Origin of the sequence: Pseudomonas sp. H11T01, assembly GCF_048515765.1 — a bacterium.
GTDB lineage: Bacteria > Pseudomonadota > Gammaproteobacteria > Pseudomonadales > Pseudomonadaceae > Aquipseudomonas.
The window spans coordinates 17607-31264 of record NZ_JBLYED010000036.1; the positions used below are offsets into that span (position 1 = coordinate 17607).

Consider the following 13658-nt stretch of genomic DNA (forward strand, 5'->3'; position numbering starts at 1 on the left):
ACGGGCCGTCTTTAGGGGGTGAGGTTCATAGGCGGTTTTGCCTGTGCCTTCGCGGGCAAGTCGGATCGCCGCACCGCCGCTCCCACAGGGGACTTCATTGCTCTTGTGGGAGCGAGCCTGCTCGCGATGAGGGCCTGTCAGGCGCCGACGATCCCGCCATCTTCTCGGGTGATCGCGATCACTGAAGACCTCGGTTTACCGTTCGGCAGATGCTCGGGGAAGGTCGAACCGCCGTTCTCGCCCGGGTGTTGAATGCCGACAAACAACGTCTTCTGATCCGGCGAGAAGCTGATGCCAGTCACTTCGCAACCCACCGGGCCGACCATGAACCGACGGATCTCACCGCTGGCCGGGTCGGCGCAGAGCATCTGGTTGTTGCCCATGCCGGCGAAGTCTCCGCTGTTGCTGGCGTCACCGTCGGTGAGAATCCACAGCCGGCCAGCGTTGTCGAAACCCAGGCCGTCGGGGCTGTTGAACATGTTCTGCGGGGTGATGTTCGACGAGCCGCCTTTCGGTTTTCCGGCGTGCACGGTCGGGTTGCCGGCAACCACAAACAGGTCCCAGGAAAAGCTCATGGCGGCGTGGTCATCACGGTTTTCCTGCCAGCGCAGAATCTGCCCATAGACGTTCTTCTCCCGCGGGTTTGGGCCGCCGACCGGTTGGCCGTCTTCGCCGCGCTTGGCGTTGTTGGTCAAGGTGCAATAGACCTGGCCGTCTTTGGGGCTGACCACAATCCATTCCGGGCGGTCCATGCGTGTAGCGTTGACCACACTGGCGGCGAGGCGCGCGTGGATCAGTACTTCGGCCTGGCTGGCAAAACCGCTGCTGGCGTCGATACCGTTTTTGCCGTGGGTCAATTCGATCCACTGACCCTGACCTTTTGGATGATCAGGGTTGCTGTCGCCGGCATCAAAGCGTGCGACATACAAACTGCCGTGGTCCAGCAAGTCGCGGTTGGCCTTGGGGTTGGCGTGGTTGATTTTGTCGCGGCTGATGAACTTGTAGATGAATTCGCCCCGTTCATCGTCGCCCATGTACACCACCGCGCGCCCGTCATGGGTCTCGGCCAGTGCGGCGTTTTCATGTTTGAAACGGCCAAGGGCGGTGCGTTTGACCGGGGTCGATTGTGGGTCGAACGGGTCGATTTCCACCACCCAACCATGACGGTTGAGTTCGTTGGGGGTCTTCGCCAGGTCGAAGCGCGGGTCGTGTGGATGCCAGTTGATTTCTTTACTGGTCGCCACTGCGCCGTAGCGTTTCTGCGCGGCGTCGAACTTCTGCTCGGGATTGCTGCTGCCAAAGCAGTCAGTGAAGTTCTCTTCACACGTCAGATAAGTGCCCCACGGTGTTTTGCCGTTGGCGCAGTTCTGGAAGGTGCCGAGGACTTTTTTGCCGTGGGGGTCGGCGCTGGTTTTCAACAGATCATGCCCGGCGGCCGGACCGCTCAGGTGCAGTGGCGAGTTGCCGTGGATGCGGCGGTTGTAGCGCGAGCCCTGAACGAATTGCCATTGACCGTTTTTGCGTTGCACTTCGATCACCGACACGCCTTCGCTGGCCAGCGCTTTGCGCACGTCTTCAGCCGATTGCGGCATACCGCCGTGAGGGTAGAGGTAGCGGTAGTTGGTGTATTCGTTGTTGATTGCCATTAGCGCGCGGTCGTGGTCGCCAGGGAAAGCGAACAGGCTCATGCCGTCGTTGTTGTCGCCGAACTGGACTTCCTGGGCCTGGGCGCTGCCTTTGCCGCTTGGGTCGAAGGCCGGGCCGTTCTGTTGCAGCGCCTGGCCCCAACTGATCAGCACCGACGATTTATAGCCGGGCGGCAAGGTGATGGTGTCGCTGGTGGCGGCGGCAATGCTGTCGAAACCCAGTAGCTGGCTTGAGCCGGCACTGACGCTGGCGGCCAGTACGCTGCGGCTCAGCAGGTTGCCTCCGAGAAACATCGCCGCGCCGCAAAGGGCGCCCGCGCTGATGAAGCCGCGACGGCTGAGGCCGACGATTTTTTCGAGGTCGGTGGGCTGGTTTTCTTCTAATAGGTTCACATCAGGCTCCCTGCAGGTTTTTGCAGCCACCTTAGGGAGTGTCGATGAAGGAAATGTTTCAACGAAATTTCAAACTTCGCCGCGAACCTTCGTAGCAGCTGGCGAAGCCTGCGTTCGAGGGCGAAGCACTCGCAATCCGGTTAACTCAATAAGAGGTCAGAATTGCAGTGCCTGAATTTACGACTGCTGCGCAGCCGAACGCAGCCTCGCAGGCTCGACAGCTGCTACGAAAAGCGCGTCAGCCTTGGGTTATAGCGGCGTACCGAGCAATACATTGGACGGTGCGAACTGCACCAGAACGGGTTTTGCAGTCGTCAGCGCGCAGGTCCTAAGGTGCAACGGTTCGGCCAATGCGCACAGAGTTTGGCCGTTCGGCAAGGCGATACGCACTTCGCTGGGGCCATCTTCGGCGTCGAGAATTTCCTCGATAATCCCGTTCAGGCAATTGTGTCCAGGTGTTGCGGCTTGATCGATGGCCAGCAAATCCAGCCAGCCGGCCTTGATCAATGCCACCACTTCAGTGCCGGTTTCCAGCTCCAGGCGCAGGGTGCTGTCATGGGTGATCTGCGCCTGGATCGTCAACCCTTCCGCCAGCTTGAGGCGGATCAGGTCATTGCGCCCCTGACTGTCGATGGCCATGACTTTGCCGTGCAGTTGATTGCGCGCGCTGGTTCTGAGCATCAGGCGGCCGAGCAGGTCCAGGTCGCTGGCGTCTTCGGCGGCCTCCAGCACTTGAGCCTGCAACGCTTGCAGACGTTGATAGAGCCGCAATACCCGCTCACCTTCGCTGGATAACTTCGCGCCACCGCCGCCCTTGCCACCGACACTGCGTTCGACCAAAGGCTTTTGCGCGAGGTTGTTCAACTCATCGATGGCGTCCCAGGCCGCCTTGTAACTCAACCCTGCGCTTTTTGCGGCGCGGGTGATCGAGCCTTGTTCGGCAATGTGTTGCAGCAAGGCAATGCGCTGCGGGCGACGGACGATGTGTTGAGTCAAAAGCGTGGGCAAGGACATGGCGGTGCGCTACGAGCGGTATTGATGGGATGAGACGTTGGCGGCTTGGGGCGTGAGAGTCAAGTCAGGTCAACTCGCCGGGTTTGGGTGTTCTCGCCAGGCAATAGACGTCGACCCGTTGGGCTCCCGCTTTCATTAGCAAATGGGCGAGGTTTTCGGCGGTGGCGCCGGTGGTCAGCACGTCGTCGACCAAGGCCAGATGCCGGCCTTTGATCAGCGCATCGGGCGCCAGGGCAAATGCCCTTTGAAGGTTGTGTTTGCGCGCCTTGGCATCCAGATCCTGTTGCGCGGTGGTGTCTTGAATCCGCAGCAGCAAACGCTCATCGCAGGGGATGTTCAGGCTGTCGCTGAGCCAGTGGGCGATCATCGCCGCCTGGTTGTAACCGCGCTCGCGCAGGCGCTTGTTGGCCAAGGGCACGGGGACCAACGCATCGGGCCGTATCAGGTCTTCATCAAAGCGATGTTGCAGCGACTGGCTGAGAAGTTCGGCCAGCAGGCGGCCAAACGGCCACTTTGCGTTGTGCTTGAAGCGGGTGATCAAGCTGTCGATCGGAAAGCCGTAAGTGAAGGGAGTTACGACCTGCTCAAAGGCCGGAGGCTTTTTCTGGCACTGACCACAGGTCAAACCGGCCATGGGCAAGGGCAGGGCGCACATCTGGCAATGATCACCGAGCCAGGGCAGCTCACTTTCACAGGGTGTGCAGAGGGGGTGAGAGGTATCGGTGAGTTCGTCACAGAGCAAACAGGTTTGTTTGTTTTTTAACCAGATGTAAACCTGCCCTTTGTATTGTGGTTGACAGTGCATGTCTCTTCCTTAAATATGCCGAACATCCGTGTCGCGTCTGTGGGTATTACGTCCCGTCGGCGCTTGCCAAGCATAAAACAAGGAAATCAGCCGATGAGCGCCAGCATCACCGCTAAATTGCGTCACGATTGGTCTTTAGCCGAAGTTAAAGCGCTGTTCGTTCAGCCCTTCAATGACCTGTTGTTCCAGGCGCAGACGGTGCACCGCGCGCATTTCGACGCCAACCGCGTGCAAGTCTCGACGCTGCTGTCGATCAAAACCGGTGCTTGTCCGGAAGATTGCAAATATTGTCCGCAGTCCGGTCACTACAACACCGGGCTGGAAAAAGAAAAACTGATGGAAGTGCAGAAGGTCCTCGAAGAGGCCGCTCGTGCCAAGGCCATCGGTTCGACCCGTTTCTGCATGGGCGCGGCCTGGAAACACCCGTCGGCCAAAGACATGCCCTACGTGCTGGAAATGGTCAAAGGCGTGAAAGCCATGGGCCTGGAAACCTGCATGACCCTCGGTCGTCTCGATCAGGACCAGACCCAAGCCCTGGCCAGCGCTGGCCTGGACTACTACAACCACAACCTCGACACCTCGCCTGAGTTCTACGGCAGCATCATTACCACCCGTACTTACGCCGAACGCCTGCAGACCCTGGCTTACGTGCGTGATTCCGGGATGAAAATCTGCTCCGGCGGCATTCTCGGTATGGGTGAGTCTCTTGATGACCGCGCCAATCTGCTGATCCAGTTGGCCAACCTGCCGGAGCATCCGGAGTCGGTGCCGATCAACATGCTGGTGAAAGTCGCCGGTACGCCGCTGGAAAACGCCGATGACATCGACCCGTTCGATTTCATCCGCATGCTCGCAGTCGCCCGCATCCTGATGCCGCAATCCCACGTGCGCCTGTCCGCCGGCCGCGAAGCGATGAACGAGCAGATGCAGGCTTTGGCCTTCTTTGCCGGTGCCAACTCGATTTTCTACGGCGATAAATTGCTGACCACCGCCAACCCGCAGGCTGACAAGGACATGCAACTGTTCTCGCGCCTGGGCATCCTGCCGGAAGCCCGCGAAGAGCACGCCGACGAAGTGCATCAGGCGGCTATCGAGCAGGCACTGGTGGAACAGAAGAGCAGCGAGCAGTTTTATAACGCAGCGGTCTGAGCTTGCCCCGATTCCTCTGAAGGAATGCAAAACTCCTGTGGGAGCGGGCTTGCTCGCGAAAGCGGTCTGTCAGTCGACATCCTTGTTGAATGTGATGCCGTCTTCGCGAGCAAGCCCGCTCCCACATTGGATTGTGTGCTTACCCTGAATTATGCGATCTGACCCCCCGAGGCCTGCATGTCTTTTGATCTCGCCGCGCGTCTCGCTACTCGTCGTGCCGAAAACCTTTATCGCCACCGCCCTCTGCTCCAAAGCCCTCAAGGCCCGGAAGTGGTGGTTGATGGTCAGCCGTTGCTGGCGTTCTGCAACAACGACTACCTGGGCCTGGCCAATCATCCGCAAGTCATCGAAGCCTGGCGCGCCGGGGCGACCCGTTGGGGTGTGGGTGGCGGTGCTTCGCATCTGGTGATCGGCCACAGCTCCCCGCACCATGCGCTGGAAGAAGCCTTGGCCGACTTGACCGGCCGCCCGCGTGCGTTGCTGTTCACTACCGGTTACATGGCCAACCTTGGCGCAGTCACCGCGCTGGTCGGGCAGGGCGATACGGTGCTGGAAGACCGGCTCAATCATGCATCGTTGCTGGATGCGGGGCTGTTGTCCGGCGCGCGCTTCAACCGCTATTTGCACAACGATGCGGCCAGCCTGGCCAAACGTTTGGAAAAAGCGACTGGCAACACGTTGGTGGTGACCGATGGCGTGTTCAGCATGGACGGTGATCTTGCCGACTTGCCCGCCCTGGCCCGAGAGGCCAAAGCCAAAGGCGCCTGGCTGATGGTCGATGATGCCCACGGCTTTGGTCCGTTGGGCGCCAACGGTGGCGGGATCGTCGAGCACTTTGGTTTGAGTCAGGAAGATGTGCCGGTGTTGGTCGGCACGCTGGGTAAAGCGTTCGGCACGGCGGGGGCGTTTGTCGCCGGGAGCGAAGAGCTGATCGAAAGCCTGATTCAGTTCGCCCGACCGTATATCTACACCACCAGCCAACCGCCAGCCCTGGCCTGTGCAACCCTGAAAAGTTTGGAATTGCTGCGTAGCGAACACTGGCGACGCGAACACCTGAATGCGCTGATCCGCCAGTTCCGCCATGGCGCGGAGCAGATTGGTTTGGAGTTGATGGACAGTTTCACGCCGATCCAGCCGATCATGATCGGCGACAGCGGGCGAGCGGTTCGCTTGTCGCAGATGCTGCGCGAGCGCGGCTTGATGGTCACGGCTATTCGCCCGCCAACCGTACCGGCAGGCAGTGCGCGTTTGCGCGTGACTTTGTCCGCAGCCCACAGTGAGTCTCAGGTCCAGCTATTGTTAAACGGTCTGGCAGAGTGTTTTAGCGAACTGGGACCGGAGCCAAGCCATGCGTGATCGACTGATTCTGCTGCCCGGCTGGGGCCTCGGCATTTCGCCGCTGGAACCGCTGGCGGCGGCTTTGCGGGGGTTGGACGAACACCTGCGGGTCGAAATCGAACCGCTGCCTGAGCTGGGGTCGGGTGACCTCGGGGAGTGGCTCGACGAACTCGACGCGACTGTGCCGGACAATGTCTGGCTGGGTGGTTGGTCGTTGGGCGGCATGCTCGCCGCGGAACTGGCTGCCCGGCGTGGTGAGCGCTGCTGCGGCTTGCTGACACTGGCCAGCAATCCTTGTTTTGTCGCCCACGCCGAATGGCCGAGCGCGATGCCCGGTGAAGCCTTCGATGCGTTTCTTGCCGGCTGCAGCGCTGACCCGCGAGGGACGCTCAAACGCTTCAGTCTGCTCTGCGCTCAAGGTGCCGAAGACCCGCGCGGTATGGCTCGACTGCTATTGGGTGGCGCGCCGAATACACCGCCGTCAGTCTTGCTGAGCGGGTTGGAGTTGCTCGCGCAACTGGACACCCGACAAGCGTTGCAAACCTTCCGCGGCCCGCAACTGCATCTGTTTGCCGGCCTGGACGGGCTGGTCCCGGCCGAAGCTGCAGGGGAGTTGCTGGCGTTGTTGCCAGATGTCGAAATCGGTCTGATTGAGCAGGCCAGCCACGCGTTTCTTTTGGAAGACCCTCACGGTGTGGCGGGGGCGATCCAGGCCTTTTTGCATGAGTCCGGTGATGACTGATTTGTCCCTTCCCAACCTTCCCGGCGGCCTGCCCGACAAGCGTCAGGTCGCGGCGTCCTTTTCCCGCGCGGCGGCCAGTTACGACAGCGTGGCTGAATTGCAGCGGGCGGTTGGCAGCGAGTTGCTGAGCCGCTTGCCGGGTGACTTCTCCCCCTGTCGCTGGCTGGATATGGGTTGCGGCACGGGTTATTTCAGTCGTGTTCTGGGGCAGACATTCCCCGAGAGCGAAGGGCTGGCGCTGGACATCGCCGAAGGCATGCTCAACCACGCTCGGCCGTTGGGTGGTGCTGCACATTTCATCGTCGGCGACGCCGAGCGTTTGCCGTTGCAGGCGCAGAGTTGCGAGCTGATTTTCTCCAGCCTGGCGGTGCAGTGGTGTGCAGACTTTGCTTCGGTGCTGAGTGAGGCGCATCGTGTACTGAAGCCTGGCGGCGTGTTGGCGTTTGCCAGTCTGTGCGTCGGTACGCTGTATGAATTACGCGATAGCTGGAGCCAGGTCGATGGCATGGTTCACGTCAATCGCTTCCGCCTGTTCAGCGCTTATCAGCAGCTGTGTGCTGCCAGTGGTTTGCGTGTGGTCAGCCTGGAAACTCGCCCGCATGTTCTGCATTACCCGGACGTGCGCAGCCTGACTCACGAGCTGAAAGCCTTGGGCGCGCACAATCTGAATCCTGGTCGGCCGGGTGGGTTGACGGGCCGGGCGCGGATCCTCGGTTTGATCGAGGCCTATGAACAGTTTCGTCAGGGACAAGGGCTGCCAGCGACTTATCAGGTGGTCTACGCCGTATTGGAGAAGCCTTTATGAGTGCAGCCTATTTCATCACCGGCACTGACACCGATGTCGGCAAGACCACCATCGCCGCAGGCCTGTTGCATGCTGCGCGCTCGGCGGGATTGAGCACGGCGGCGGGTAAGCCGGTGGCCTCCGGCTGCGAGGTGACGCCCAAGGGGCTGCGCAACGCCGATGCACTGGCGTTGCTGGCTGAATGCTCATTGCCGCTGAGTTACGCCGAGGTCAACCCGGTGGCGTTCGAGCCGGCGATTGCGCCGCATCTGGCGGCCCGTGAGGCAGGCGTGATGTTGACGGTTCAGTCGTTGCTGGGCCCGATGCGGCACATTCTGGATAAAGAAGCAGACTTCATCTTGATCGAAGGCGCTGGCGGCTGGCGAGTGCCATTGGCCGATCAGGACAACCTGTCAGACCTGGCGATGGCCTTGAACTTACCGGTCATTCTGGTAGTGGGGGTGCGGCTGGGTTGCATCAATCATGCATTGCTGACCGCTGAGGCGATTGCCCTGGACGGTTTGCAGTTGGCAGGTTGGGTCGCCAACATCATCGATCCCAAGACTTCACGTCTGGAGGAGAATCTCGCGACCCTGGCCGAACGGCTACCTGCACCGTGTCTCGGTCGAGTACCCAAGCTCAAGGTTGTCACGGCAGAAGCGGTGGCCGAGTATCTGCAGTTGGACCTGCTTGACTAGACTTTGCCTATGATAAGGCACTGTGCCATTAGTGTTTTTGTCGGGTATTTTCCGGGTGGGTCTGCTTCAATGACCTTTGTTTATCCTCTGCAGGATTGAGTTCTCCCATGGAAATCTCCGGGAATACCGCTTTCTACGCTGGTCTGAGCACCCTTCAGACAGGGCAGAACCGTGTCGATCAGGCCGCCAGTCAGATCGCCAACACGACCATTGAGCGCTCCGTCACCAGTCAGTCTTCCGAAGTCCAAGTCGATCGCCTGCGCTCGGTAGACCGCAGCCAGCAATCGGATCTGGCCAGCAGCATGGTCGAAATGTCCATGGGCAAGATTCAGGCGGAGCTGGGCGTCAACGTCGCCAAGGCGTCCGATGAAATGCTCGGCACGTTGATCAATACCTTCGCGTAGGAGCAGCCGGTCGACGCTCCTACAGCGAAGACGTCTTCACAGTCAAATAGACTCTGCTTCATCCCTCACTAACGCTCCCTCAACTATTCTTTTCTTGGTCAGCCAATGCTGCGTATTCGCTGCAGGCCTTTGCCTGCGCGGCATTCAGCCCGTCGATGACGAACGGCACTTGAACGGTGCTTGACAAGGTTTGGTCGTAAACGTATGTTTCAAACAACTGTTTGACCGCCATAACAAATCAACGCGGTTGTTCATTCCAGGATTCATCAGCAGAGGTTTATCGCTATGCCTGACTACAAGGCCCCCTTGCGTGATATTCGCTTCGTTCGTGACGAACTGCTCGGCTACGAAGCGCATTATCAGAGCCTTCCGGCTTGCCAGGACGCTACCCCGGACATGGTTGACGCCATCCTCGAGGAAGGCGCCAAGTTTTGTGAACAGGTGTTGGCTCCGCTGAACCGCGTGGGTGACACCGAAGGCTGCACCTGGAGTGAGTCCGGCGTTAAGACCCCGACTGGCTTCAAAGAAGCCTACAAGCAATTCGTCGAAGGCGGCTGGCCAAGCCTGGCTCACGACGTAGAGCACGGCGGCCAAGGCCTGCCGGAGTCTCTGGGTCTGGCAGTCAGCGAAATGGTGGGCGAAGCCAACTGGTCGTGGGGCATGTACCCAGGCCTGTCTCATGGCGCGATGAACACTATTTCCGAGCACGGTACGCCTGAGCAGCAAGAGGCTTATCTGACCAAACTGGTTTCCGGCGAATGGACCGGCACCATGTGCCTGACCGAGCCGCACTGCGGCACCGACCTGGGCATGCTGCGCACCAAGGCAGAACCTCAGGCTGACGGTTCCTACAAAGTCACCGGCACCAAGATCTTCATCTCGGCCGGTGAACACGACATGGCCGACAACATCGTCCACATCGTTCTGGCGCGTCTGCCGGATGCACCGGCCGGCACCAAAGGCATTTCGCTGTTCATCGTTCCAAAGTTCATGCCGAACGCTGACGGTTCGATCGGTTCGCGCAACGCCGTGACCTGCGGTTCCCTGGAACACAAGATGGGCATCCACGGTAACGCGACGTGCGTGATGAACTTCGACGCGGCCACCGGTTTCCTGATCGGCCCGGCGAACAAAGGCCTGAACTGCATGTTCACCTTTATGAACACCGCGCGTCTGGGTACGGCTCTGCAAGGTCTGGCTCACGCCGAGATCGGCTTCCAGGGCGGCCTGAAATACGCTCGTGATCGCTTGCAAATGCGCGCCCTGACTGGCCCGAAAGCGCCGGACAAAGCCGCTGACCCGATCATCGTGCACCCTGACGTACGCCGCATGCTGTTGACCATGAAGGCCTTCGCTGAAGGCAACCGTGCAATGGTTTACTTCACGGCCAAACAGGTCGATATCGTCAAGTACGGCGTAGATGAAGAAGAGAAGAAGAAAGCCGACGCACTGCTGGCCTTCATGACTCCAATCGCCAAAGCCTTCATGACTGAAGTGGGCTTCGAATCCGCCAACCACGGCGTGCAAATCTACGGTGGCCACGGCTTCATCGCCGAGTGGGGCATGGAGCAGAACGTTCGCGACAGCCGCATTTCCATGCTGTACGAAGGCACCACTGGTATCCAGGCGCTGGACCTGCTCGGCCGTAAAGTGCTGATGACTCAAGGCGAGGCTTTGAAAGGCTTCACCAAGATCGTTCACAAGTTCTGCCAGACCAACGAAGGCAACGATGCGGTCAAGGAATTCGTCGAGCCTCTGGCTGCACTGAACAAAGAGTGGGGCGAGCTGACCATGAAGGTCGGTATGGCGGCCATGAAAGACCGTGAAGAAGTCGGTGCCGCTTCGGTGGATTACCTGATGTACTCCGGTTATGCCTGCCTGGCTTACTTCTGGGCTGACATGGCGCGTCTGGCTGCTGAAAAACTGGCTGCCGGCACCACCGAAGAGGCGTTCTACACCGCCAAGCTGCAGACCGCGCGTTTCTACTTCCAACGCATCCTGCCGCGTACCCGCACTCACGTTGCAACCATGCTGTCGGGCGCCAACAACCTGATGGACATGAAAGAAGAAGACTTCGGCCTGGGTTACTAAGCCTTAACGCAGTGCTTCTAAAGCCGCGGCTCCTTCGGGAGCCGCGGTTTTTTTTAGTGTGAATGAAAAAAGCCCGGACCTTGCGACCCGGGCTTGTAAGGCTTTCATCAAGAGTAGTCAGGCCATGCTCACCACGGGGTGGGCTCCAGCGGGCCGACGCCAGTCGGGGTGCTCTTACCTTCCCCATTGCGCAGGAACGGCAGGTGCCAGAAGTCGTTCGGGACAATGGGGTCGCCCGGCTTGACGTTTTCCGGAAAGATGAACTCAAACACCGGCGCCACATACTGTCCTGCAATCAGACCGTTGGCCACTGTTTGCCGACTGGCATTTTGCAGACAATTGTCCACTACAGTCTGGCTGGCGGTTGGCGTCGGAACGCAGAGTGAGCGCACCATGACGCGCAGGGTACGGGTCGGCTGGCTGAGGAGCCCAAACGGCGCCTTGGTCGCCCGAAGCCTGGCACGTTGCGGCTGAGGGCCCGTGTTCTGGGTCGTGATGCCACCCGTGGCGCCGAAACAGCCCACTGCACCGGCGAAAGGGCACTCGCCCGTCATCTCAAAAGGTGTCACCCAGCGGTTGGTTTGCGCGCCGGTCGAGGGATCGACGTCTATCAGATAAATGTCGACCGGAGTCTTGACGTCGGTAGTCGATGTTTCGAGGAAAATCCGATTCTGCGTCTCCTGCGCGAAACCGTTGATAGCCGTCGCCGCGGGGTCGGCGGTGCCGACGCCAAACCCTCCGATAGACAGGTAGCTGGGCTGCGTACCAGGCTGAGTGTAGATCCCGACGCTGGCCTCTATCGTGTGCGCCGAGATGTAGTCCGGGGCACCCGCTGTAGCCGACTTCATCAGCGTGCCGTTGTAGATGATGAAGTCGCCGACTTCGAACGGCGCTTGCTGGGTCGGGTCGGGGTCCGTCGCAGTGCGTGTAGCATCGCTGAACCTCTTCATGACGTACTGGCTGCAATAGAGCTGGCCTGCAATCGGCGGGGAAAGCTCTCCGCTTTTGGGGGGAGCTACGCCGGCCTGGCTGAAGTTTCGGCAGTTGTTAGTGGTGGTCGAGGTAACGACCTTTGGCCGGTTTTTCTCTGGGCAGAGTGCGTCGTTCCCAGCTGCCGTGCGTGGCACGCACATCGGATAGCCGGTGGCGGCGTGGATAGTCGGGTTGGCGTCATCGACGGAGAAGCGAGGGTCAGGGCTCTGGGCACGGCCAAAGCGCCCATTCGGATCGTTGATCTGGATGATCGTCGGCTGCAGCGGGTTACCGCTGTCAACCTCGATGTTGCCTTTGGTGTAGTCGATCCTGGTGATGTAGCCGCTGCCGGCGTTGGCTGCCTGCTGGGAGACAAAGATCAGCCCGGCGATGTGCTTGGCGCCGACGTTGTTGCCAACCACATGGATCTCGAACGATGGGTAAGCCGGCGGGACTTTACTGAGGGCCAGCGATCCGCCGTGGACGAATTCGGCCCACGTCAGGGTATTGGCCGGCATCTGGATAACAGTGTTGCAAGGGACTGTATACGTGACGCCATTGAGTTGGACCGTACCACCAAAGCGGCCAGGGTTGCTGGTGTTAGGGCAGCCCGCATTGCTGGTGTCCAGGGTCATGTTCTGGATGAAGCCAATGACGTCGAATTGGTGAATCGCAGTCGGGTTCGCGAATACCGGATCAGGGAGCGTGGGCGTTACGAACGGCGCTGTTGCGCCCGGGGGGGGCGTGGCAGTCCCCCCCCCACCTTTGGCAAATGCATTACCTCCTCCCCCAAGGACCAGTGCGAAAGCGACTGCACCGGCGATCAGCGCGGGACGACCGATGACGCCGTTGAATCGCTTGTGGAACGGCGGTATGGGTAGTGTCTTTGTGTTTGCAAATATGCTCATGGTTCTCTCCGAAATATTGCAGGGCCAGTTGCCGGTCAATCGACTCGCCGACCCAGTGATGCGCTAGTCCTGCGCAAAAAATACGGAGCAGAGCGAGTGTCGAATTGGGGCTCGCGAGAGACATTTCCCTGAGCCGTGAACGTGTAAAGCAGTTGTCGTGCCTGATTGCACAATCAGTCGCTAAGGTGCGGAAATGCTGGCTGCGGCGTCGTTTTTTTGCGCTCTGGACAGGCCTGTGCGGAGCGCAAATGTGGGGGGAGATGTCCCCAGACACGGGGAATGTGGCGCGAAGTTGAGGGTGGGGGGAGGCCTGCTGCGCCGGGCCACAACCGAGACGCATCCCCTCAACTGTCATCCGCAGATCGCTCGTACGGGTACCGAGCAATGTCGTGATTTTTTCTCGCGGTGTTTTTCGTGATTCTGTGGGGGGAGGGGAATACAGGAGGAAAGGTTGTCGCCGGTGCGGTGGTGGAAGCCTGCGTTCACCCGGCTGCATGCTCGCTGACCGTTGATTTGCATTCACCTTGACCCGTAACAAACATACACGCGCCATAAAAAAACAGTATGAGCAATGTCGTGATCAAACTATTTAACGTGGAAATGGTTAGTTTGATGTCTGCCGGGACGTTGAATAAGGCAACGTAAGAACCTGCACTCAATGACCCTAGAATAATCAATGCCGATGGCCAGTGTAGTGCGATCTGCGCACACGTA

General features: G+C 59.7%; 12 protein-coding genes. 7 read left to right on the top strand and 5 right to left on the bottom strand.

What is annotated here, in order from left to right:
• Positions 1-137: 137 nt before the first annotated feature.
• From ACN1C3_RS30000 to ACN1C3_RS30010, 3 genes are all read right to left on the bottom strand, one after another.
• Entirely contained in the window at positions 138-2039 is a 1902-nt protein-coding gene (locus ACN1C3_RS30000; protein WP_419119340.1) for a PhoX family protein, read from the bottom strand.
• A 249-nt stretch (positions 2040-2288) separates the two neighbouring features.
• Positions 2289-3053 (bottom strand): TOBE domain-containing protein, encoded by a 765-nt coding sequence (locus ACN1C3_RS30005; protein WP_419119341.1) that lies wholly within the window; start codon positions 3051-3053, stop codon positions 2289-2291.
• Positions 3054-3117: 64 nt separating this feature from the next.
• A complete protein-coding gene (locus tag ACN1C3_RS30010) occupies positions 3118-3858 on the bottom strand; it encodes a double zinc ribbon domain-containing protein (RefSeq protein WP_419119342.1) in 741 nt (246 codons plus the stop codon).
• A 93-nt stretch (positions 3859-3951) separates the two neighbouring features.
• Here ACN1C3_RS30010 and bioB point away from each other — a divergent pair, with 93 nt between their 5' ends.
• The 6 genes from bioB to ACN1C3_RS30040 all read left to right on the top strand — a co-directional run bounded on the left by bioB (position 3952) and on the right by ACN1C3_RS30040 (position 8973).
• A complete protein-coding gene (gene bioB / locus ACN1C3_RS30015; protein ID WP_419119343.1) occupies positions 3952-5007 on the top strand; it encodes a biotin synthase BioB in 1056 nt (351 codons plus the stop codon).
• A 177-nt stretch (positions 5008-5184) separates the two neighbouring features.
• Positions 5185-6363, top strand: a complete 1179-nt coding sequence (bioF, locus tag ACN1C3_RS30020) for an 8-amino-7-oxononanoate synthase (RefSeq protein ID WP_419119344.1) — start codon at positions 5185-5187, stop codon at positions 6361-6363.
• Complete coding sequence (locus tag ACN1C3_RS30025) at positions 6356-7087, top strand: alpha/beta fold hydrolase (RefSeq protein WP_419119345.1); 732 nt, start codon at positions 6356-6358, stop codon at positions 7085-7087. Before bioF ends, ACN1C3_RS30025 begins: the two co-directional genes overlap by 8 nt.
• Entirely contained in the window at positions 7080-7892 is an 813-nt protein-coding gene (gene bioC, locus ACN1C3_RS30030; protein WP_419119346.1) for a malonyl-ACP O-methyltransferase BioC, read from the top strand. Before ACN1C3_RS30025 ends, bioC begins: the two co-directional genes overlap by 8 nt.
• On the top strand, positions 7889-8569 hold the full coding sequence (bioD, locus tag ACN1C3_RS30035; RefSeq protein WP_419119347.1) for a dethiobiotin synthase: 681 nt from the start codon (positions 7889-7891) through the stop codon (positions 8567-8569). The genes bioC and bioD overlap by 4 nt, the downstream gene beginning before the upstream one ends.
• Before the next feature lie 107 nt (positions 8570-8676).
• Positions 8677-8973 (top strand): pyrroloquinoline quinone biosynthesis protein PqqE, encoded by a 297-nt coding sequence (locus tag ACN1C3_RS30040; RefSeq protein ID WP_419119348.1) that lies wholly within the window; start codon positions 8677-8679, stop codon positions 8971-8973.
• A gap of 79 nt (positions 8974-9052) precedes the next feature.
• Here the strand turns inward: ACN1C3_RS30040 and ACN1C3_RS30045 are convergent, their stop codons facing one another.
• Entirely contained in the window at positions 9053-9205 is a 153-nt protein-coding gene (locus ACN1C3_RS30045; protein WP_419119349.1) for a hypothetical protein, read from the bottom strand.
• 53 nt (positions 9206-9258) lie between these two features.
• Here ACN1C3_RS30045 and ACN1C3_RS30050 point away from each other — a divergent pair, with 53 nt between their 5' ends.
• Positions 9259-11064, top strand: a complete 1806-nt coding sequence (locus tag ACN1C3_RS30050; protein ID WP_419119350.1) for a phenylacyl-CoA dehydrogenase — start codon at positions 9259-9261, stop codon at positions 11062-11064.
• Positions 11065-11192: 128 nt separating this feature from the next.
• On the opposite strand, the gene ACN1C3_RS30055 is transcribed toward ACN1C3_RS30050, so the two are convergent.
• Positions 11193-12944 carry a hypothetical protein gene (locus ACN1C3_RS30055; protein ID WP_419119351.1) on the bottom strand — a complete coding sequence of 584 codons (1752 nt, stop codon included), beginning with the start codon at positions 12942-12944 and terminating at the stop codon, positions 11193-11195.
• Positions 12945-13658: the final 714 nt, after the last annotated feature.

Coding starts and splice junctions, on each gene's coding strand:
- ACN1C3_RS30005 (WP_419119341.1), bottom strand. CDS start 3,053: ATGTCCTTGCCCACGCTTTTGACTCAACACATCGTCCGTCGCCCGCAG.
- ACN1C3_RS30010 (WP_419119342.1), bottom strand. CDS start 3,858: ATGCACTGTCAACCACAATACAAAGGGCAGGTTTACATCTGGTTAAAA.
- bioB (WP_419119343.1), top strand. CDS start 3,952: ATGAGCGCCAGCATCACCGCTAAATTGCGTCACGATTGGTCTTTAGCC.
- bioF (WP_419119344.1), top strand. CDS start 5,185: ATGTCTTTTGATCTCGCCGCGCGTCTCGCTACTCGTCGTGCCGAAAAC.
- ACN1C3_RS30025 (WP_419119345.1), top strand. CDS start 6,356: ATGCGTGATCGACTGATTCTGCTGCCCGGCTGGGGCCTCGGCATTTCG.
- bioC (WP_419119346.1), top strand. CDS start 7,080: ATGACTGATTTGTCCCTTCCCAACCTTCCCGGCGGCCTGCCCGACAAG.
- bioD (WP_419119347.1), top strand. CDS start 7,889: ATGAGTGCAGCCTATTTCATCACCGGCACTGACACCGATGTCGGCAAG.
- ACN1C3_RS30040 (WP_419119348.1), top strand. CDS start 8,677: ATGGAAATCTCCGGGAATACCGCTTTCTACGCTGGTCTGAGCACCCTT.
- ACN1C3_RS30045 (WP_419119349.1), bottom strand. CDS start 9,205: ATGGCGGTCAAACAGTTGTTTGAAACATACGTTTACGACCAAACCTTG.
- ACN1C3_RS30050 (WP_419119350.1), top strand. CDS start 9,259: ATGCCTGACTACAAGGCCCCCTTGCGTGATATTCGCTTCGTTCGTGAC.
- ACN1C3_RS30055 (WP_419119351.1), bottom strand. CDS start 12,944: ATGAGCATATTTGCAAACACAAAGACACTACCCATACCGCCGTTCCAC.